The organism is Novilysobacter selenitireducens, assembly GCF_020026895.1.
GTDB classification, from domain to species: Bacteria; Pseudomonadota; Gammaproteobacteria; order Xanthomonadales; family Xanthomonadaceae; genus Lysobacter_C; species Lysobacter_C selenitireducens.
On sequence record NZ_JAINZW010000005.1, the window covers coordinates 70,978 to 89,663 of the forward strand.

The 18,686-nt window shown below is 69.6% G+C and carries 19 protein-coding genes; 14 read left to right on the forward strand and 5 right to left on the reverse strand.

Features of this window, described 5'->3' with window-relative positions; genetic code table 11:
- Nucleotides 1-2 precede the first annotated feature (2 nt).
- The gene (locus K6753_RS11200) at nucleotides 3-848 is read right to left on the reverse strand and encodes a DUF817 domain-containing protein (protein ID WP_223676544.1); all 846 of its coding nucleotides are present in this window, start codon (nucleotides 846-848) and stop codon (nucleotides 3-5) included.
- A gap of 58 nt (nucleotides 849-906) precedes the next feature.
- Complete coding sequence (locus K6753_RS11205; protein ID WP_223676545.1) at nucleotides 907-1,410, reverse strand: GNAT family N-acetyltransferase; 504 nt, start codon at nucleotides 1,408-1,410, stop codon at nucleotides 907-909.
- A 161-nt stretch (nucleotides 1,411-1,571) separates the two neighbouring features.
- On the opposite strand from K6753_RS11205, the gene K6753_RS11210 reads away from it, so the two are divergent.
- Both K6753_RS11210 and K6753_RS11215 read left to right on the forward strand, forming a co-directional pair.
- The gene (locus tag K6753_RS11210; protein ID WP_223676546.1) at nucleotides 1,572-2,168 is read left to right on the forward strand and encodes a lysozyme inhibitor LprI family protein; all 597 of its coding nucleotides are present in this window, start codon (nucleotides 1,572-1,574) and stop codon (nucleotides 2,166-2,168) included.
- 98 nt (nucleotides 2,169-2,266) lie between these two features.
- On the forward strand, nucleotides 2,267-2,809 hold the full coding sequence (locus K6753_RS11215; RefSeq protein ID WP_223676547.1) for a DUF924 family protein: 543 nt from the start codon (nucleotides 2,267-2,269) through the stop codon (nucleotides 2,807-2,809).
- Between the two features lie 163 nt (nucleotides 2,810-2,972).
- On the opposite strand, the gene grxD is transcribed toward K6753_RS11215, so the two are convergent.
- Nucleotides 2,973-3,911 carry a Grx4 family monothiol glutaredoxin gene (gene grxD, locus K6753_RS11220; protein ID WP_223676548.1) on the reverse strand — a complete coding sequence of 313 codons (939 nt, stop codon included), beginning with the start codon at nucleotides 3,909-3,911 and terminating at the stop codon, nucleotides 2,973-2,975.
- A 102-nt stretch (nucleotides 3,912-4,013) separates the two neighbouring features.
- On the opposite strand from grxD, the gene K6753_RS11225 reads away from it, so the two are divergent.
- From K6753_RS11225 to hslU, 9 genes are all read left to right on the forward strand, one after another.
- The gene (locus tag K6753_RS11225) at nucleotides 4,014-4,853 is read left to right on the forward strand and encodes a polysaccharide deacetylase family protein (protein ID WP_223676549.1); all 840 of its coding nucleotides are present in this window, start codon (nucleotides 4,014-4,016) and stop codon (nucleotides 4,851-4,853) included.
- A 277-nt stretch (nucleotides 4,854-5,130) separates the two neighbouring features.
- Nucleotides 5,131-7,353, forward strand: a complete 2,223-nt coding sequence (locus tag K6753_RS11230) for a S9 family peptidase (RefSeq protein ID WP_223676550.1) — start codon at nucleotides 5,131-5,133, stop codon at nucleotides 7,351-7,353.
- Nucleotides 7,354-7,486: 133 nt separating this feature from the next.
- Nucleotides 7,487-7,888: a YbaN family protein gene (locus K6753_RS11235; RefSeq protein WP_223676551.1), complete on the forward strand. Its 402-nt coding sequence runs from the start codon at nucleotides 7,487-7,489 to the stop codon at nucleotides 7,886-7,888.
- Nucleotides 7,889-7,943: 55 nt separating this feature from the next.
- Entirely contained in the window at nucleotides 7,944-8,231 is a 288-nt protein-coding gene (lptM, locus tag K6753_RS11240; protein ID WP_223676552.1) for an LPS translocon maturation chaperone LptM, read from the forward strand.
- Nucleotides 8,224-9,084, forward strand: a complete 861-nt coding sequence (gene dapF / locus K6753_RS11245; RefSeq protein WP_223676553.1) for a diaminopimelate epimerase — start codon at nucleotides 8,224-8,226, stop codon at nucleotides 9,082-9,084. The genes lptM and dapF overlap by 8 nt, the downstream gene beginning before the upstream one ends.
- On the forward strand, nucleotides 9,081-9,755 hold the full coding sequence (locus K6753_RS11250; RefSeq protein WP_223676554.1) for a DUF484 family protein: 675 nt from the start codon (nucleotides 9,081-9,083) through the stop codon (nucleotides 9,753-9,755). The genes dapF and K6753_RS11250 overlap by 4 nt, the downstream gene beginning before the upstream one ends.
- A 24-nt stretch (nucleotides 9,756-9,779) precedes the next feature.
- Nucleotides 9,780-10,652, forward strand: a complete 873-nt coding sequence (xerC, locus tag K6753_RS11255) for a tyrosine recombinase XerC (RefSeq protein WP_223676555.1) — start codon at nucleotides 9,780-9,782, stop codon at nucleotides 10,650-10,652.
- A 162-nt stretch (nucleotides 10,653-10,814) separates the two neighbouring features.
- Nucleotides 10,815-11,366, forward strand: coding sequence for an ATP-dependent protease subunit HslV (gene hslV, locus K6753_RS11260; RefSeq protein WP_223676556.1), 552 nt, complete (start codon nucleotides 10,815-10,817; stop codon nucleotides 11,364-11,366).
- An 85-nt stretch (nucleotides 11,367-11,451) separates the two neighbouring features.
- Nucleotides 11,452-12,858: an ATP-dependent protease ATPase subunit HslU gene (gene hslU / locus K6753_RS11265; protein WP_223676557.1), complete on the forward strand. Its 1,407-nt coding sequence runs from the start codon at nucleotides 11,452-11,454 to the stop codon at nucleotides 12,856-12,858.
- A gap of 24 nt (nucleotides 12,859-12,882) precedes the next feature.
- On the opposite strand, the gene K6753_RS11270 is transcribed toward hslU, so the two are convergent.
- The gene (locus K6753_RS11270; protein ID WP_223676558.1) at nucleotides 12,883-13,338 is read right to left on the reverse strand and encodes a nucleoside deaminase; all 456 of its coding nucleotides are present in this window, start codon (nucleotides 13,336-13,338) and stop codon (nucleotides 12,883-12,885) included.
- Nucleotides 13,339-13,566: 228 nt separating this feature from the next.
- Here K6753_RS11270 and ubiE point away from each other — a divergent pair, with 228 nt between their 5' ends.
- The 3 genes from ubiE to K6753_RS11285 all read left to right on the forward strand — a co-directional run bounded on the left by ubiE (nucleotide 13,567) and on the right by K6753_RS11285 (nucleotide 17,499).
- Nucleotides 13,567-14,343, forward strand: coding sequence for a bifunctional demethylmenaquinone methyltransferase/2-methoxy-6-polyprenyl-1,4-benzoquinol methylase UbiE (gene ubiE, locus K6753_RS11275; protein WP_223676559.1), 777 nt, complete (start codon nucleotides 13,567-13,569; stop codon nucleotides 14,341-14,343).
- A gap of 86 nt (nucleotides 14,344-14,429) precedes the next feature.
- Complete coding sequence (locus K6753_RS11280; protein WP_223676560.1) at nucleotides 14,430-16,379, forward strand: M1 family metallopeptidase; 1,950 nt, start codon at nucleotides 14,430-14,432, stop codon at nucleotides 16,377-16,379.
- A 388-nt stretch (nucleotides 16,380-16,767) separates the two neighbouring features.
- A complete protein-coding gene (locus tag K6753_RS11285; protein WP_223676561.1) occupies nucleotides 16,768-17,499 on the forward strand; it encodes a hypothetical protein in 732 nt (243 codons plus the stop codon).
- 142 nt (nucleotides 17,500-17,641) lie between these two features.
- Here K6753_RS11285 and K6753_RS11290 read toward each other — a convergent pair whose 3' ends face one another.
- Nucleotides 17,642-18,574 carry a carbohydrate kinase family protein gene (locus K6753_RS11290; protein WP_223676562.1) on the reverse strand — a complete coding sequence of 311 codons (933 nt, stop codon included), beginning with the start codon at nucleotides 18,572-18,574 and terminating at the stop codon, nucleotides 17,642-17,644.
- Nucleotides 18,575-18,686 lie beyond the last annotated feature (112 nt).

An 18,686-nucleotide genomic window follows, 5' to 3' on the forward strand; every position in this document is an offset into this window, starting at 1 on the left:
CGTCAATCCGGCACGTGGATGCGCTCCTTGATGTGCTTGAGGTGGGCCACGATGGTGAAGGTCATCACCACCAGCAGCGACCACGAGCTCCACTTGCCCACGTGCACCGTCGACCACGCGCCGAGCTGGTCCGGATACGCCCACACGCCCATCAGCGTGCTGAAGTTCTCCGCCAGCCAGATGAAGAAACCGATCAGCACGAATGCCAGCAGCATCGGCATGCGGCGTTCGCGGTCGAGCGGTCGGAAGCTCACGGTGGTGCGCGCATACACGCCCAGCGCGGCGGCGGCGATGTACCAGCGGTAGTCGCCGATGAAGTGGTGGGTGAAGAAGTTGGCGTAGATCAGCACCGCCACCAGCGTGGCCAGCCAGTACGGCGGGTGGTGGCGGACGCGCACGTCCAGCAGACGCCAGGCCTGGATGACGTAGCTGCCCACTGCCGCGTACATGAAGCCGGAGAACAGCGGCACGCCCAGCACCTTGGTGTACGCGGGGTCCGGATACGACCACGAGCCGATCGCCGGCGACACCTTGAACGCCTCCAGCGCGAACCCGACCACGTGGAACAGCGTGATCGCCTTGAGCTCGTCGCGCGTCTCCAGCCCCGTGGCCAGCATCGCCCACTGCGCCAGCACCGCGACCAGCAGCAGGACGTCGTAGCGCGGCAGGCCGAGCACGCCCTCGCGCGGGACCAGCACCATCGCCGCGAAGATCACCACCGCGAACAGGCACGCGCGCGCCTCCTTGATGCCGAAAAACACGAACTCGGCCACGCCGCGGCGCAGGCCGGTCAGGTCCGGGCGCGGCGCGGGGTTGGACAGCGCGGCATCGAAGGCGTGCAGGGGCATGGCGGTGTCCGGGTGCGTGGCGCGAAGCGGCGGCGGCGGCGCGAAGCGTAGCGCGGTGTCAGCCGGTGGGTGCCAGCGGCCCGGACAGGCGCGCCATCAGGTGCGCATCGACGAACCGGCCGTCGCGCCAGGCGTAGCCGCGCGCCGTGCCCTCGTGGACGAAGCCACAGGCCTCGTACAGCGCGATGGCCGCGGCGTTGTCGGTGTAGACCTCCAGCTCGATCCGGTGCACCGCCAGCCAGCCCTCGCACAGGTCGATGGCGGCCTGCAGCAGGGCCCGGCCGACCCCGCAGCCGCGCGCGGTCTCCGACACCGCCATGCCGACGTTGGCCACGTGCCGGCGCCGGGGGCGGGCGTGGCTGGCGATGCCGATCTGGCCGAGGATTTCGTCGCCCTCGCACGCGACCAGGCTGTGGAAGTGTTCGTCGGTCCCGCCCAGCCGCTTTTCCCACAGCGCGCGCGACGGATGCGGCAGTTGCAGCGTGGAGGCGTAGTTGCTGGGCTGGGCGTAGATCGCGCGGACGGCGTCGATGTCGCCGGGCCCGCTGTGGCGGATGTGCATGGGTGGCTCCCGGGCCGGCTGATGTGCCGGCCACCGCAGCGTGCCCCGTCGCGCGGCGGCCGGCAATGCCTGCTGCAGCGCCAGTCCCAGCGCCTGCGATGCCGAAGCGGCACACTGGCGCCCGGCCGGGGCTCCCCGGCAATGATCCGGAGGAAACCCGCATGGAGCAGGCCCTGTACCTGGTGCTCGGCGCCGCGCTGACCTGGGCGTTCTATTTCGTCCAGCGGCGGGTGGAGCGCCGCCCCGACATGGAAGCCATCGATCGCCACGAGAAGCTGCTCGCGCTCAAGCAGGGGCTGGAGCGTGCGGACGTTTCGCTGGACGACCTGCGGCGCTTCGAAGCGCGGTTGATCGGCCAGGCCGAAACCGCCGCGCGCATCGCCGACCGCTACTTCACCCAGGCCGAGCACGTGGCCCGGCAGGTCGCGGTCGACGACATCAGCGACGCGCAGATGCAGGCGCGTGCGGTGCAGGCGTTCGAGGCCGCCGATGCGCGGTTGCGCGCGCTGGTCGCGCACCTGCGCACGCAGCTCGATGGCGAGGCGCTGGCAACGTTCGAACACGCGCATGCCACCTGGCTGGAACTGCGCGAACGCTACGCCGCCTTCATCGCCGCCAGTTACGCCGGCGGTGGTATCCGTCCACTGATCCACGCGGTGACGCTGGAAGGCATCACGCTGGGCTGGATTGCGGAACTGGAAACGCAGCTGGGCAACGGCGAGGACGACATCGAAGGCGACGACCTCGTCGAGACGTGAGCCGTTGCGTCGCTACCGCCACGCGTGGCCTTCCGGTCACCCGGTGACGGCGCGGGACTTGTTACGGTAGCCGGCCCCATTCGTAGCAAGGAGTTTCCATGTCCGTGACCGCCAAGGAAGTCGTCGATTTCTGGCGCGATGCCGGCCCCGAGCGCTGGTTCGCCAAGGACGAGACGTTCGACGACATGTGCGAGATGGCCTTCGGCGACGCCTCCGACGACGCGGTCGCCGGTGGCATGGAGGACTGGGAGTCGGATGCCGAGGGCGCGCTGGCGCTGGTGATCCTGCTCGACCAGATCCCGCGCAACACCCACCGCGACAGCGCCAAGGCCTACGCCGGTGATGAACGCGCGCGGCGCGTGGCCGATGCCGCGATCCAGAACGGCTTCGACGTGCAGGTCGCGCCGGAGCTGCAGCGCTTCTTCTACATCCCGTTCATGCATTCCGAATCGCTGGAGGACCAGCAGCGCTCGGTCGAACTCAACAGCGCGTCCGGCGATGCCGACTCGGCCAAGTGGGCGCAGCACCACCACGACATCATCGAGCGTTTCGGCCGCTTCCCACATCGCAACGCGCTGCTGGGACGCGAGAGCACCGACGAGGAGAAGGCGTTCCTGGCCGAAGGCGGCTTCGGCAGCTGATTCCTGAGGAGCGCGCTCTTAAAGCCCCTCTCCTGATGGGAGAGGGGTTGGGGTGAGGGTTCGGCGGAGTCAGCGAAAGCTGATCATCCGTCGCTTCTCCGAACCCTCATCCGTCACTTCGCTTTCCTTCTCCCGGCGGGAGAAGGAAAGCGGAGAAACCCGATCAGTACTGCGCCAGCGACGTATCGACGTCCTTGGCCCACGCATCGATCCCGCCCGTCACGTTGAATACCCGGGTGAAGCCCAGGCCGCGGAAATGCTCGGCCGCCTGCGCGCTGCGCTGGCCGTGGTGGCACAGGAACGCCAGCGGCGTGTCCTTCGGCAGCGCTTCCAGCTTCTCCAGCCCGGCATTGCCTTCCAGCGTTTCGAACGGCGCGTTGACCGACGCCATCGCGCGCTCCTCGGCCGGGCGCACGTCCACCAGCGTCAACTCGCCGGCCTGCACGCGCGCGGCGGCATCGCCGGCGCTGATCGCCTGCACCTTGGGCGGTGCATTCGGGTTCTCGATCACCAGGCCGCGGCCGCGTGCATCGTCGACCCAGTCGATCGACAGCCCGCGCGCACGACGCGCGCTGGCGGCGTCGAACTGCACGCGCACGCCGTCGACTTCGGCGGCGATGGCGTTGGTGTCCAGCGGGGCGAGCGCGAGCTTGGCGGTGTAGCGGCGGTCGATCTCCAGCGACACCGCGAACTGGCCCTGCGCCGAGGCGCCGGCCACCGACTCGCGCAGCATCTTCGCCGCGGCCGGGGTGATGGTGATCTCCGGCGGCGTGCGGTCCGGCGGCGGCAGGCCGAGCGCCGCGTTGAGCTCACCGCTGGCGGCCATCTGGCTGATGATGTCGCTGCCACCGAAGAGTTCGCCGCCGATGTACAGCTGCGGGATCGTCGGCCACTGGCCGTACACCTTGATGCCTTCGCGGATCTCCGGGTCCGACAGCACGTCGACGTGCGCGTACTCCACGTCCAGCGCGTCCAGCGCGCCCGCCGCCTTGGCCGAAAACCCGCATTGCGGCGCCTGCGGCTGGCCCTTCATGAACAGCACGACGTGGTTGTCGCGCAGCAGGGTTTCGATACGGGTCTGCAGGGTGGGGTCGAGCGACATGACGGAGATCCGGTAACAACGTGGGGCGTGGATTGTACGCCCGGTGACCTGAGCGACCGCTGGCGCGCGGCCCCGACCCGGCGCGGTGGCATCATCGACGCCATGCCCGACGCCCCGTCCCCCGACCTGCCCGCCGACCCGCACCGTCCGCCGCGCCGGCCGCATGCCTGGGCGTGGGTGTTCGGCGCATCGCAGGTGGTGCTGGTGGCGGCGTGGTGGCAGTGGGGGTGGCGCGTCGGCGTGCCGCTGCTCTTCCTGACCCACGGCGCGCTGGTGTGGGGCACGCTGTGGCCGGCCTCGCGCCTGTTCGGGCCGGTGCTGACCCGGCTGCCCACCCGCGACCGCGTCGCCTGGCTGACGATCGACGACGGCCCGTCCGACGACACCGCGACGATGCTGGATCTTCTGGATGCGCACGGCGCGCGCGCCACGTTCTTTCTCGTGGCCGATCGCGCTGCAGCCCGGCCGGACGCGGTGCGCGAGATCGTCCGGCGCGGCCACACCGTCGGCAACCACAGCGCCGCGCACCCCTCGGCGTGGTTCTGGGCGCTGCCGCCGGCCCGCATGCGCGCGGAGATCGACCGTGGCCAGGCGGTCCTGGGCGAACTGGCCGGCGCGCCGCCGCGCTGGTTCCGCGCCGTGGTCGGGATGGCGAATCCGTTCGTGCATGCGCCGCTGCGCCGCCACGGACTGGCGCGGGTCGGCTGGAGCGCCCGCGGCTTCGACGCGGTGGCCGCCGACCCGGCCGCGGTGGTCGCGCGGATCGAGCGTGGCCTGAAGCCCGGCGCGATCGTGCTGCTGCACGAGGGCGCGGGCCACGGCCGCAACGTCGAGATCCTCACCCTGCTGCTGCAGCGGCTGGACGCGCTGGGCTATCGCGCGGTGCTGCCGGAGCAGCTGGCCGTTGCGCAGGTTCGCGAGGCAGTCGTCGATCCGGGCTGATGCAGGGCGTGTCTTCCGCCACGGCGTCGCACGGATAAAGGCCGGGCACACATCGAAGGATCGCTTTTTTAGCTCGTCATTCCCGCGAAGGCGGGAACCCAGCGACTTACTGCAGCTGGAGCCAGGTCACGGGCTTCCCGCCTGCGCGGGAATGACGGACCGAAGTTGCGTCGGTTGCCGAAGGGCAGGGGTGACCGTCCTTCCGATACCGCCCTGTCCCGCGGATATGCGAAAGTCCGCCGACCCCGTTGCGCCCACCGCCCCCGGACCCCATCCCATGAAGCCCACGCTGCTGCTTGCGACGCTGATGACCCTGACTTCGACCGCCACCGCCCAGACCTTGCTCACCCCACCGGACGCCGAGCGCCGCCCGCACGTGGTCAAGGCCCCGCACGGCGCCGAGCGCAACGACGAGTACTACTGGCTGCGCGACGACGCCCGCAAGGCGCCGGACATGCTGGCCTACCTCAACGCCGAGAACGCCTACGCCGACGCGGTGATGGCGCCGCTCAAGCCGCTGGAGGATGCGCTGTACGAGGAGATCGTCGGGCGCATCAAGCAGGACGACAGCTCGGTGCCGTACCGCGAGCGCGGCTGGTGGTACTACAGCCGCTTCCAGACCGGCCAGGACTACCCGATCTATGCCCGTCGCCGCGATGGCGATGGCGTCGACGCCGTGTCCATCCAGGCCGCCAACGACGCCGGCAATTTCGAAGGCGAGCAGGTGCTGCTGGACGTCAACACGATGGCCGCCGACAAGGACTACTTCAGCGTCGGCGACTGGGAAGTCAGCCAGGACAACCGACTGCTGGCGTGGGCCGAGGACGACGTCGGCCGCCGCCAGTACGTCATCCGCATCAAGAACCTCGAGACCGGCGAGGTCCACACCGACCGCATCGAGGGCGTGTCCGCCAACCTGGTGTGGGCCGACGACAACCGCACGCTGTTCTATGTCGAGAACGACCCGGAAACCCTGCTCACCGTACGGGTGAAGAAGCACGTGCTGGGCACGCCGGCGAGCGACGACGCGCTCGTGTACGAGGAACGCGACGACAGCTTCTACATGGGCATCGGCCGCACCCGCGACGACCGCTACATCTGCATCGGCGTGGAAAGCACGGTGTCGAGCGAGATGCGCTGCGCGCCGGCGGCCGGTCCGGGCGAGTTCACCGTGCTGGCGCCGCGCCAGCGGGACGTCGAGTACGACGCCGACCACCACGGCGGCCGCTGGGTGATCCGCACCAACGCACCGGGCGCCGACGGCGTGGCGGCGAAGAACTTCAAGATTGTGACCGCGCCCAGCGACGCCACCTCGCGCGCCCAGTGGCAGGACTGGGTGGCGCACGACCCTAACGTATTCATCGACGGCTTCGAGCTGTTCGACGGCTTCACCGCGGTGGCCGAGCGCTCCGGGGGCCTGGAGCGCCTGCGCCTGCTGCGCGGCGCGCCGGGCACCGCGGATGCATCCCACGATTACGTCAAGGTGGACGAGCCGGCGTACTCGATCGGCCTGTCCACCAACGCCGAGCCCGACACCGACTGGCTGCGCTACAGCTACACCTCGATGACCACGCCGGCGACGACCTATGAGCTCAACATCGCCACCGGCGAGCGCCGCCAGCTCAAGCAGCAGCCGGTGATCGGCTACGACCCGTCCAAATACGAAACCGAGCGCCTGTGGGCGACCGCGCGCGACGGCACGAAGATCCCGGTGTCGCTGGTCTACCGCAAGGGCTACCAGAAGGACGGCACCGCCGCGCTGCTGCAGTACGCCTACGGCAGCTACGGCAACTCGATCGACCCGACCTTCAACCTGCCGGCGGTCAGCCTGCTCGACCGCGGCGTGGTCTACGCCATCGCGCACATCCGCGGCGGCCAGGAGATGGGCCGCGCGTGGTACGACGCCGGCAAGCTGCTCAACAAGAAGAACACCTTCACCGACTTCATCGACGTGACCCGCTTCCTGGTGGAGCAGGGCGTGGCCGCGCCCGACCGCGTGGCGGCCTACGGCGGCAGCGCCGGCGGCCTGCTGATGGGCGCGATCGCCAACATGGCCCCCGACGACTACCGCGTGATCCTGTCGCAGGTGCCGTTCGTGGACGTGGTCACCACCATGCTCGACGCCAGCATCCCGCTGACCACCAACGAGTACGACGAGTGGGGCAACCCCGAGGACAGGCAGTACTACGACTACATGCTGTCGTACTCGCCCTACGACAACCTGACCGCGCAGGCGTACCCGGCGACGTTCGTCGGCACCGGGCTGTGGGATTCGCAGGTGCAGTACTGGGAGCCGGCCAAGTACGTGGCCAAGCTGCGCGACGTGAATACCGGCACCGAGCCGGTCGTGTTCCGCACCAACATGGATGCCGGCCATGGCGGCAAGTCAGGCCGCTTCCGCCGGTATCGGGAGATGGCGGAGATGTACGCCTTCGCGCTGGACCGGCTGGGGGTGGCGGATGCCACGTCCACGCCGGCGCCGGGCGCGAAGGCGGACTGACGCCGCCACGCGCCATTCTCCTCGTCGTTACTGGGCGCAGTGAAGGATCTGCTTTCCGCTTGAGTAAACGAAGCGCGAGCGCAGGTTCCTCTCTGCACCCGGGATGGCATCGAATGGCAGGCGTGCCGCTGGCATGAGTCGACACGATCCGGACACCGCGCATGCGCCCGTCCGTTTCCGTTGGGCGTGGTGGTTGCTGGCCTACGGCGCGCTCGCCCTGGGCGTGATCGGCGTGGTGCTGCCGGGGCTGCCGACCGTCCCGTTCATCCTGCTGTCGGCGTATGCCGCCGCGCGCGGCTCGCGGCGCCTGCACCTCTGGCTGCTGGGGCACCCGCGGTTCGGCCCGATGATCCACGACTGGCAGGCGCACGGCGCCGTCGCGCGGCGCTCCAAGGTGCTCGCCATCGGCACCATGGTGCTGTGCGCGGCGGTGATGCTCCTGACGGCCCCGCGCATGTGGATGGCCGCGACCGGCACCGCGATCATGGTGGTCGTCGGCATCTGGCTGTGGCACCGCCCCGAACCGCCGCGCTGAGCTACGCAGCCGCCGGCGCCGGGGCTACACTGCGGCGATGGATATCCGCCCCGCATTGAACCTCCTCGCCCCGGCACTGCTGGCCCTTTCGCTGGCCGCCTGCGGCAACAAGGGCCCGCTGGTGCAGGCGCCCGCCGCCCCGGTAGATCCCGAACAGGCCCCGGCCACGCCGACCGGCGAAGTCCCGGTGGAGCTGGCCCCGGCCGAAGCCGACACCGACACTTCCGACGAGGTCGTGCAGGACGGCATGCTGATCAACGAGGACGAGGCCACCGACGATGCCGTCGAGCCGCCGGTCGACGACACGCCGCCCGACCCGACCGACGACGACGGGAATGGCTGACCAGACGACCGCGTCGGGTACTGCCGTACTGCGTTTCAGCAAGATGCACGGTGCGGGCAACGACTTCGTCGTGCTCGACCTGCGCGGCGGACGATCCGCGCCGACACCGCAACTGTGCCGCGCGCTGGCCGATCGCCACACCGGCGTCGGCTGCGACCAGATCCTGACGATCGAGGACGCGCCGGCCCCCGGCGTGGTCGCCGCGTACCGCATCTGGAACAGCGACGGCAGCGTCGCGGGGCAGTGCGGCAATGGCGCGCGCTGCGTTGCCGCCTGGCTGGTGCGTGATGGCGCGGCGGGCGAGGGCGACTTCGTACTCGCCAGCCCGGCCGGCCGCCACGGCGTGCAACGGCTGGACGATGACCGCTACCGCATCGCGATGGGCGTGCCGGACTTCGACCCGGCGCACATCCCGCTCACGGGTTTCGACGCGGCCGACAGCTACGCCCTGCAGTCCGACGGCGGCACGATTGCGTTTGGCGCGGTGTCCATGGGCAACCCGCATGCGGTCATCGAGGTCGACGATATCGACACCGCGCCGGTCGAAGCGCTCGGGCGCTGGTTGCAGGCGCAACCGACGTTCCCGGACTCGGTCAACGTCGGCTTCGCACAGGTCACCGGCGAGGACCGCATCCGCCTGCGCGTGTTCGAGCGCGGCGTAGGCGAGACCCTGGCCTGCGGCAGCGGCGCCTGCGCGGCCGCGGCGGTGCTGAGGCGGCGTGGCCGCATCGCGCGTCGTGCGACGGTCGCGTTGCCCGGGGGCGATCTTGAAATCCACTGGCCGGACGATGCCGCGGGCATCACCATGGCCGGGCCGGTGGCATTCGTATTCGAAGGAGAGTGGTGGGCATGAGCGATACACGCGAGGCGCTGGGCGCGCACGAAGTGGCGGCCTGGCTGCGGCGGCACCCGAAGTTCCTGCAGCAGTTCCCGGACCTGGCCATCACCCTGGTGGTGCCGCGCGACGAGGGCCCGGCCGCGTCGCTGGCCAGCTACCAGCTGGAGGTGCTGCGCGACAAGAACCGCGAGCTGACCCGCCGCCTGCACGAGCTGTTCGGCAACGCGCAGGAGAACGAGCGCCTGGCCGTGCGCACCCACCAGCTGACCCTCGCGCTGATGCGCCAGCCCTCGCGCGCCGACGTGGTGCGGGCGATGGCGGCCACGCTGGCGGAGGACTTCAACGGCGACCTCGTGCGCATCGTGCTGTTCGAGGCCATCGACGGGCTGGGGGACGCCGACTGGCTGCAGGTGGTCGACGCCGGTGACGCGCGCCTGGCGCCGTTCGCCGACTGCCTGGCCGAGGGCGCGCCGCTGTGCGGCCGCCTGCAGCCGGCCAAGCACGACGTGCTCTATGGCGACCGCGCGCAGGACGTGCAATCCACCGCGCTGCTGCCGCTGCCGGGCCTGGGCCTGGTCGCGGTCGGCAGCGGCGATGCCAACCGGTTCTTCCCGGGCATGGGCACGCTGTTCCTGCGGATGATCGGCGAAGCGTTTGCCGCGGCCCTGGCGCGCGACGCGCGCTGAGGCCGGGAACGCGCGGACACTCCAGTGAGCGTGGTCGACGAGTTCCTGTCCCACCTCGACGTCGAGCGACGCGTGTCGCCGCACACGCTCGCCGCCTATCGCCGCGACCTGGACGCCCTCTCGCTCTGGGCCGTCGATAACGGGCAGAGCGTGGAAGGCCTGCAGGCCGACCACATCCGAGCCTTTGTCGCCGCCGAGCACCGCCGTGGACTGACACCCAAGAGCCTGCAGCGCCGGCTGTCGGCCTGCCGCAGCTTCTACGCCTGGCTGCTGCGCAACGGCCGCATCAAAGCCAGCCCCGCCGCGGCCATCCGTGCACCCAAGGCCCCGCGCAAGCTGCCGCAGGTGCTGGACCCGGATGAGGCGAAGGCGCTTGTCGAGGTGCCCACCGATGCACCGCTGGGCGTGCGCGACCGCGCGCTGCTAGAGCTGTTCTATTCCTCGGGCCTGCGCCTGTCGGAGCTGTGTGGCCTGCACTGGCGCGACCTGCACCTGGACGACGGGCTGGTGCACGTGCTGGGCAAGGGCAGCAAGCAGCGCATCGTTCCGCTGGGCTCGCACGCGCGCAACGCGCTGGGCGACTGGAAGCGCGAGTCCGGCGGCACCGCCGACACGCCCGTCTTCCCCGGCCGAAAGGGCCCGATCACGCCGCGCGCGGTGCAACTGCGCCTGCGGCAGCTGGCGCAACGCCAGGGCCTGTTCAAGCGCGTGCATCCGCACCTGCTGCGCCACTCCTTCGCCAGCCATATCCTGGAATCCTCCGGCGACCTGCGCGGCGTGCAGGAACTGCTCGGCCACGCCGACATCGCCACCACCCAGATCTACACGCACCTCGACTACCAGCACCTCTCGCGTGTGTACGACGCCGCGCACCCGCGCGCCAAGCGCAAGCCGTAGTCACGTCAATCCCTGTAGGAGCGGCTTCAGCCGCGAACCGGAGTCGGTCACACGCGCCGGTTGACGGCCGCGGCTGAAGCCGCTCCTACACCCGCCGGCATGCCCACCCTTGCGCCGCCCGACGACGGCCCCCATCCAAGGGGCTCGACCCCCGGAGGCCGCATGGACCCCAGCCAGAACCCCACCCGTTTCCACGCCACCACCATCGTCTCGGTGCGTCGCGATGGCCGCGTCGCTGTTGCCGGCGACGGCCAGGTCACGCTTGGCCACACGGTGATGAAGGCCAACGCGCGCAAGGTGCGCCGCCTCGGCCGCGACGGCCAGGTGCTGGCGGGCTTCGCCGGCGCGGCCGCCGATGCGTTCACCCTGTTCGAACTGTTCGAGGCCAAGCTGGAGAAGCACGGTCAGCTGACCCGCGCCGCGGTGGAGATGGCCAAGGACTGGCGCACCGAACGCCGCTTCGGGAAGCTCGAGGCGCTGCTCGCCGTCGCCGACCGCGAAACCTCGCTGGTGATCAGCGGCACCGGTGACGTCATCGAGCCGGAAGACGGGATCATCGCCATCGGTTCGGGCGGCATGTACGCCCTGAGCGCCGCGCGCGCGCTGATGGCGCACACCACGCTGGACGCCACCACCATCGCCACCGAGGCCATCAACATCGCCGGCGACGTGTGCATCTACACCAACCGCAACGTGGTCGTCGAAGAACTCTAGGCGCGGATACGACCGCGATCGGATGACCGGTCGCGCACCCGCCCTCGATCGCGGCTGAAACCGCTCCTACAAGACCTGTCCCGACATGCCCAATACCCCCGATACCTCCAACGCCACCATGACCCCGCGCGAGATCGTGCAGGCGCTCGACCGCCACATCGTTGGGCAGTCCGACGCCAAGCGCGCCGTCGCCATCGCCCTGCGCAACCGCTGGCGCCGCAGCCAGCTGGCCGACGAGCTGCGCAACGAGGTGATGCCCAAGAACATCCTGATGATCGGCCCCACCGGCGTGGGCAAGACCGAGATCGCGCGGCGGCTGGCGACCCTTGCCAACGCGCCGTTCGTGAAGGTGGAGGCCACGCGCTTCACCGAGGTCGGCTATGTCGGCAAGGACGTCGAGCAGATCATCCGCGACTTGGCGGACACCGCGGTCAAGCTCTACCGCGAGCAGGCCAAGGCGCGCGTACGCACCCGCGCCGAGGAGCGCGCCGAGGACCGCATCCTCGATGCGCTGCTGCCCGGCCGCGAGAAGCAGCCGACCGGCTTTGGCTTCGGGTCGGCGGGCCAGGCGACCACCACGGTGGACATCGGCGCCGAACCGTCCGCGCAGGAATCCGAGACCCGCCGCAAGCTGCGCCAGCAATTGCGCAACGGTGACCTCGACGAGCGCCAGATCGAGATCGATGCCGCCGTGTCGATATCCAATGTCGACATCATGGCGCCGCCCGGCATGGAGGAAATGGGCCAGCAGCTGCGGCAGATGTTCTCGCAGATCGGCGGCGGCAAGACGCAGAAGAAGACGCTCCCGATCCGGGCCGCGCGCGCCCTGCTGGTCGAGGAAGAAGCCGGCAAGCTGGTCAACGAGGACGAGGTGCGCGAAGCCGCGATCGAAGCCTGCGAGCAGCACGGCATCGTCTTCATCGACGAGATAGACAAGGTCGCCAAGCGCGGTGAGAACGTCGGCGGTGGCGATGTCTCGCGCGAGGGCGTGCAGCGCGACCTGCTGCCGCTGGTCGAAGGCTCCACCGTCAGCACCAAGTACGGCTCGATCAAGACCGACCACATCCTGTTCATCGCGTCGGGCGCGTTCCACCTGGCCAAGCCGTCCGACCTGATCCCCGAGTTGCAGGGCCGTTTCCCGATCCGGGTCGAACTGGGCGCGCTGAGCAAGGACGACTTCGTCCGCATCCTCACCGAGCCCAAGGCCGCGCTGACGTTGCAGTACGTCGAGCTGATGAAGACCGAAGGCGTGTCGCTGGCCTTCACCGACGACGCGGTCGAGCGGCTCGCGGAGATCGCCGCCACCGTCAACGAGCGCCAGGAAAACATCGGCGCGCGCCGGCTGCACACCGTGCTCGAGCGCCTGCTCGACACCCTGAGCTTCGAGGCCCCCGACCGCGACGGCCAGCAGGTCACCATCGACCGCGCCTACGTCGATGAGCACCTCGGCGAGCTGGTGAAGGACCCGGACCTGAGCCGCTACATCCTCTGATACCGAAAGGACATCGGCGGGGTATCAGTCCTCGCCGATGTCCTCGTTCCACACCTCGGGGTTGGCGGCGATCCAGCCGCCCAGCATGTCGACGCAGCGGGCATCCTCGAGGTCGATCACGTTGACGCCGTTCTCGCGCAGCCAGTCGATGCCGCCGCGAAAGTTGACCGACTCGCCCACCACCACGGTGCCGATGTTGAACTGTCGCACCAGTCCGCTGCAGTACCAGCACGGGGCGAGCGTGGTGACCATGATCGTGTCGCGGTAGCGGCGCTGGCGCCCGGCCTTGCGGAAGGCGTCGGTCTCGCCGTGCACCGAGGGGTCATTCTCCTGGATGCGGCGGTTGTGGCCGCAGCCCAGCAGCCGGCCGTCCTGGTGGTAAAGCGCCGCACCGATCGGGATGCCGCCTTCGGCCAGCCCGGCGCGGGCCTCGGCCACGGCGGTGTCGAGCAGGGCGCGGTAGTCGGGGGTGTCGATCATGGCGGCGTCTCCAGTCGGGCCGGCCATTGTAGGAGCGGCTTCAGCCGCGATCGGATGTCGCCCGTGGTCGGGATGATCCGCCCCTTGTAGGAGCGACGCGAGTCGCGACCGCGCTGGTCGGCGACGGTTCGGTCGCGACTCACGTCGCTCCTACTGCAAGGCGGCGACATCTGATCGCGGCTGAAGCCGCTCCTACAGAAGTCCCGGTGCGGTGCGATAATCGCCGGCATGAACGCACCCCACGACGACCGCGCCGGCGAGCGCGACGGCACCACCCACTTCGGTTTCCGCGACGTCCCCACCGGCGAGAAGCAGAAGCTGGTCGGCCAGGTGTTCTCCTCGGTCGCGCGCAACTACGACCTGATGAACGACCTGATGTCGCTGGGCGTGCACCGTGTCTGGAAGCGCTACTTCGTCGGCACCGCGCAGGTCCTCCGCGGCGACAGCGTGCTCGACCTGGCCGGCGGCACCGGCGACATCGCGCTGCTGCTGAAGGACCGCGTCGGCGACACCGGGCGCATCGTGCTGGGCGACATCAACGGCGACATGCTGCGCGTGGGGCGCGACCGCATGGTCGACCGCGGCCGGGTGTCGGGCTTCGAGTACGTGCAGTGTAACGCCGAGGCGCTGCCGTTCCCGGATGCCAGCTTCGACCTGGTCACCATTGCCTTCGGCCTGCGCAACGTCACCGACAAGGACGCCGCGCTGCGCGAGATGCACCGCGTGCTCAAGGTGGGCGGGCAGGCGCGCGTGCTTGAGTTCTCCGAAGTCACCGCGCCGTGGTTCAAGCCGGTCTACGACTTCCACTCCTTCAACGTGCTGCCGAAGCTGGGCAAGCTGTTCGCGAACGATGCCGACAGCTACCAGTACCTCGCCGAGAGCATCCGCAAGCACCCGCCGCAGGCCGAACTGCGCGGCATGATGGAGGCGGCCGGCTTCGCACGCTGCGACTACCGCAACCTGTCGGCGGGCATCGTCGCGATCCACACCGGCTACAAGGCCTGAACGAAGCCGGCCCGCGACGCCGGGCACTTCGACAGCCGGCAACACGACGCTACACTCGGCGGCTCACCCGACACCGTGGGCCTTCTATGCGTTCATCGATCCTGACCCTGTGCCTGGCCGGCGCCACCGTGCTGGCCGGCTGCTCGCGCGACGCCGCGCCACCGGCCGGCACTGCGCCGGCACCCGAGGGCACCCCGACCGTGCAGACCTCCGCGCACTTCGACCAGCACTCCTATGCCGAGTCCGGCAAGGTCCGCATCAAGGACCTCGCGCTGGAGCTCGCCGTGGACTTCGACAAGAAACAGCTGGGCGGCAGCGCGACCTACACGCTTGAGTGGCTGGACCCGCAAGCGACGCAGCTCATCCTCGACACCCGCGACCTGACCATCGAGAAGGTCGTCGGTGAGCGCGAGGACGGCAAGTGGGTCGACCTGGCCTATGACCTGGCCGGGGCGCAGCCGACGCTGGGTAGCAAGCTCACCATCGAGGCGCCCGAACGCAGCCAGCGCATCCGTGTCACCTACCACACCGCGCCGGAGGCCTCCGGCCTGCAGTGGCTGACCCCGGCAATGACCGAGGGCGGCGAGCAGCCCTTCATGTTCAGCCAGTCGCAGCAGATCCATGCGCGCTCGTGGGTGCCGCTGCAGGACACGCCGCAGGTGCGTTTCACCTACACCGCGCACGTGACCAGCCCCGAGGACGTGATGGTGCTGATGAGCGCCGACAACGATCCGCAGGCCGAGCGCGACGGCGACTACAGCTTCAAGATGCCGCAGCCGATTCCGTCGTACCTGCTGGCGATTGCCGCGGGCGACCTGGTGTTCGAACCGATCGGCGAGCGCAGCGGCGTGTGGGCCGAGCCGGCGATGGTCGAGAAGGCCGCCGAGGAGTTCGCCGACACCGAGAAGATGATCGACGTCACCGAGCAGCTCTACGGCCCGTATCGCTGGGAGCGTTACGACATGCTGGTGCTGCCGCCGTCGTTCCCGTACGGCGGCATGGAGAACCCGCGCCTGAGCTTCATCACCCCGACCGTTATCGTCGGCGACAAGTCGCTGGTGTCGCTGATCGCCCATGAGCTGGCGCACAGCTGGTCGGGCAACCTGGTGACGTTCGCCACCGCCAACCACGGCTGGCTCAACGAGGGCGTCACCAGCTACGTCGAGGCTCGCATCGTCGAGGCGCTGTACGGCAAGGAGCGCGCCGACATGGAGACGGTGATCGCGCGCAACGCGCTGCGCGAAACCATCGGCGACATGTCCGACGCTGCGCAGTCGCTGGCGATCCGCCCGGGCGTGCAGCCGGCGGTGGATGCCGAGGGCAGCGAGGTCGCCTACGACAAGGGTGCGTGGTTCCTGTCGTTCCTCGAGCAGCGCTTCGGGCGTACCGAGTTCGACGCGTTCCTGCGCGAGTACTTCGACCACTTCGCCTTCCAGGGCATCGACAGCAAGACCTTCATCGAATACGCCGAAGAGAACCTGCTGGCCAAGTATCCCGGCAAGGTCACGGTGGCCGAGCTGGAGCAGTGGCTGTACGAGCCGGGCATCCCCGAGTCGGCCCCGGAAATCACCTCGCCGCGCCTGGATGCCGTCGATACCGCGCGCAAGGCCTGGCTCGACGGCGGCGACCTGCCGGCGACGTCGGTCACCGATGCGTGGACCACGCAGGAGTGGGTGCACTTCGTCGAGGGCCTGCCCGAAACGCTGTCGACCGAACAACTGGCCGCGCTGGACAAGGCCTACGCGTTCACCGGCACCGCCAACGGCGAGGTCGCGCAGCGCTGGTATCCGCTGGCCGTGCGCAGCGGCTACGACGAGGCCAACGAGGCGATTGCCGCGTTCCTCAAGCGCGTCGGCCGCCGCAAGCTGATCATGCCGACCTACGACGCGCTGGTCGCCACGCCCGAGGGCCTGGCACTGGCCGAGCAGGTGATGGCCGAGGCGCGCCCGGGCTACCACCCGATCACCACCGCGTCGGTCGACGCCGTGATCGCCAAGGCCAAGGGTGACGACACGGTGGCCAAGCCGGCGGACTGATCGCGCCCCGCTGCAGCAGTACACGCGGCCGCCTCCGGGCGGCCGCGTTGTTTCCGCGATTCGAAACCCCGTGGGAGCGGCTTCGGCCGCGATCGTCCTCCCTCGGCGCTCGTCGCGCAATTCACGCCACCGTTGTAGGAGCGACGTAAGTCGCGACCGAACTCCGCGAGGGCTGCGTGCGCCCAACGGTCGCGGACCGACCCTGTAGGAGCGGCTTCAGCCGCGACCACTGCCGCAGCTCGCCGCGCGACTCGCACTCCCGTCGCTACAGCACCGCCGCTCACAACTGCGAAGTGTCGGCGAGGCTGGATCGCGACTCACGTCGCTCCTACACCCCGACATCCGCCCCGCCATGGACAATGGCGCACCCCTCCGCCGAGGATTCGCCATGAAGACACCCGCCATCTCCCTGCGTGCCGCGTTGCTGGCATCGGCTCTCGCACTCGCCGCCTGCCAGCCGGCTACCGACCCCGCACAGGTCGAGGCCACGCGCGCCCAAGCTGCAGAAGCCGCCGCCGACGCGATGGCCGAGCAGTTCGAAACCGCCTACGCCGAAAAGAACTGGGAGATGGCGCGCGCCCACGGCGATGTGCTCCTGGCCGAGCACCCCGGCAGCGCCGCCGCCGACCGCATCCGCGAGCGCCACCAGGAAGCGACCACCGAAGCCAACCAGGCGCGCGAGGACCGCCGCCTGCAATCGCTGTGGACCTACCAGACGCAACCCGTCGACGGTGGCGAGCAGCGCTCGGCCGCCGTTTACGCCAAGGACCGGGTGGACGTCGACGGCAGCGGCGCGCGCACGGTGCGCCTGATCTTCCGCGACCACCCCGACTGGGGCCGCAGCAGCTACCTGGTGCTGGAGACCGGCGACTTCGACTGCTACGGCGGCTGCCGCGTGCAGGTCACCGTCGACGACGCCGAACCGCGCGCGATGGCGGCCAGCCGCCCGAAGACCGACGAGGCCATCGCGATGTTCATCGAGGACGAAGCCGCGCTGTGGCGCATCGCCAACGATGCCCGCACGGTAGCCGTCGAGTTCCCCGTAAAGGCAGGCGGCACACGCACGGCGCTGTTCGAAGTCGGTGGACTCGATCCAATGCGGATGCCGGGCTGGGAGTGACACCACATCGCAGGCGTCATCCTCCGCCGGCATGGCGGACTTCAGTCACTGCCGTGCCTTCATAGGCGCGGCCAGGTGAGCGCTCGGTCGCATTTGCGTGTCCACCGCGCCGGGTTTCGGCGGCAGTGGATGCAGGGGCTTCTTACAGCGCGTACCCGAACTGCTGCTTGAACTGCTCGGCGAACTCGTCGTAGTCGAAACGCTGGTTCTGCGTGCCGGGGTGTTCGACTTTCAGCGCGCCCATCAGGTTGCCCATGCGGCCAATCGTCATCCAGTCGTAGCCCTTCTCGATGCCGAAGATGAGGCCGGCGCGGAACGCGTCGCCGCAGCCGGTCGGGTCGGTCACGCGGCGCTCGTGGGCGGGCGGCACGTCGAAGGTCTTTTCCTGCGTGTGGATCTGCGAGCCGTGCGGGCCGCGGGTGGTGATGTACGCCTTCACCCGCTGCACGATCTCGTTCTCGCTCCAGCCGGTGCGTTCCTGCAACAGGTTGGACTCGTAGTCGTTGACGGTGACGTAGTCGGCCTGCTCGATGAAGGCGCGCAGTTCGGCGCCGTTGAACAGCGGCATCGCCTGGCCCGGATCGAAGATGAAGGGGATACCGGCGTCGGCGAACTCGGTGGCGTTCTGGATCATGCCCTCGCGCCCGTCGGGGCTGACGATGCCGAAGGTGACGCCGCTGACGTCGCGCACGTGGTTCTCGTACGAGCGCATCATCGCGCCCGGGTGGAACGCGGTGATCTGGTTGTTGTCGTGGTCGGTGGTGATGAACGCCTGCGGGGTGAACAGCTCGTCGATCACCTTGACCTGGTCCATGCGGATGCCGTGCTCGTCGAACCACTCGCGGTACGGGCCGAAGTCCTGGCCGACGGTCGCCATCGGGATCGGGTCGCCGCCCAGCAGCTTGAGGTTGTAGGCGATGTTGCCGGCGCAGCCGCCGAACTCGCGGCGCATGCGCGGCACGAGGAACGACACGTTGAGGATGTGCACCTTGTCCGGGAGGATGTGGTTCTTGAACTGGTCGGGGAACACCATGATGGTGTCGTAGGCCAGCGACCCGCAGATCAGTGCAGACATCGACGATTCCTGTGCGAAAGAGCGGCGCGGGGGTCCCGCGCGGGGCGCGTAGGGTAGCGGCTGGGCCGGACCGGGGCCAGCGAGCCGGGCCCAGGCGATGGCGTGAACGGCG

Excerpts from the sequence above, each read along its gene's own strand:
- K6753_RS11200 (WP_223676544.1), bottom strand. The coding sequence starts at position 848 with ATGCCCCTGCACGCCTTCGATGCCGCGCTGTCCAACCCCGCGCCGCGC.
- K6753_RS11205 (WP_223676545.1), bottom strand. The coding sequence starts at position 1,410 with ATGCACATCCGCCACAGCGGGCCCGGCGACATCGACGCCGTCCGCGCG.
- K6753_RS11210 (WP_223676546.1), top strand. The coding sequence starts at position 1,572 with ATGGAGCAGGCCCTGTACCTGGTGCTCGGCGCCGCGCTGACCTGGGCG.
- K6753_RS11215 (WP_223676547.1), top strand. The coding sequence starts at position 2,267 with ATGTCCGTGACCGCCAAGGAAGTCGTCGATTTCTGGCGCGATGCCGGC.
- grxD (WP_223676548.1), bottom strand. The coding sequence starts at position 3,911 with ATGTCGCTCGACCCCACCCTGCAGACCCGTATCGAAACCCTGCTGCGC.
- K6753_RS11225 (WP_223676549.1), top strand. The coding sequence starts at position 4,014 with ATGCCCGACGCCCCGTCCCCCGACCTGCCCGCCGACCCGCACCGTCCG.
- K6753_RS11230 (WP_223676550.1), top strand. The coding sequence starts at position 5,131 with ATGAAGCCCACGCTGCTGCTTGCGACGCTGATGACCCTGACTTCGACC.
- K6753_RS11235 (WP_223676551.1), top strand. The coding sequence starts at position 7,487 with ATGAGTCGACACGATCCGGACACCGCGCATGCGCCCGTCCGTTTCCGT.
- dapF (WP_223676553.1), top strand. The coding sequence starts at position 8,224 with ATGGCTGACCAGACGACCGCGTCGGGTACTGCCGTACTGCGTTTCAGC.
- K6753_RS11250 (WP_223676554.1), top strand. The coding sequence starts at position 9,081 with ATGAGCGATACACGCGAGGCGCTGGGCGCGCACGAAGTGGCGGCCTGG.
- hslV (WP_223676556.1), top strand. The coding sequence starts at position 10,815 with ATGGACCCCAGCCAGAACCCCACCCGTTTCCACGCCACCACCATCGTC.
- hslU (WP_223676557.1), top strand. The coding sequence starts at position 11,452 with ATGCCCAATACCCCCGATACCTCCAACGCCACCATGACCCCGCGCGAG.
- K6753_RS11270 (WP_223676558.1), bottom strand. The coding sequence starts at position 13,338 with ATGATCGACACCCCCGACTACCGCGCCCTGCTCGACACCGCCGTGGCC.
- ubiE (WP_223676559.1), top strand. The coding sequence starts at position 13,567 with ATGAACGCACCCCACGACGACCGCGCCGGCGAGCGCGACGGCACCACC.
- K6753_RS11280 (WP_223676560.1), top strand. The coding sequence starts at position 14,430 with ATGCGTTCATCGATCCTGACCCTGTGCCTGGCCGGCGCCACCGTGCTG.
- K6753_RS11285 (WP_223676561.1), top strand. The coding sequence starts at position 16,768 with ATGAAGACACCCGCCATCTCCCTGCGTGCCGCGTTGCTGGCATCGGCT.
- K6753_RS11290 (WP_223676562.1), bottom strand. The coding sequence starts at position 18,574 with ATGTCTGCACTGATCTGCGGGTCGCTGGCCTACGACACCATCATGGTG.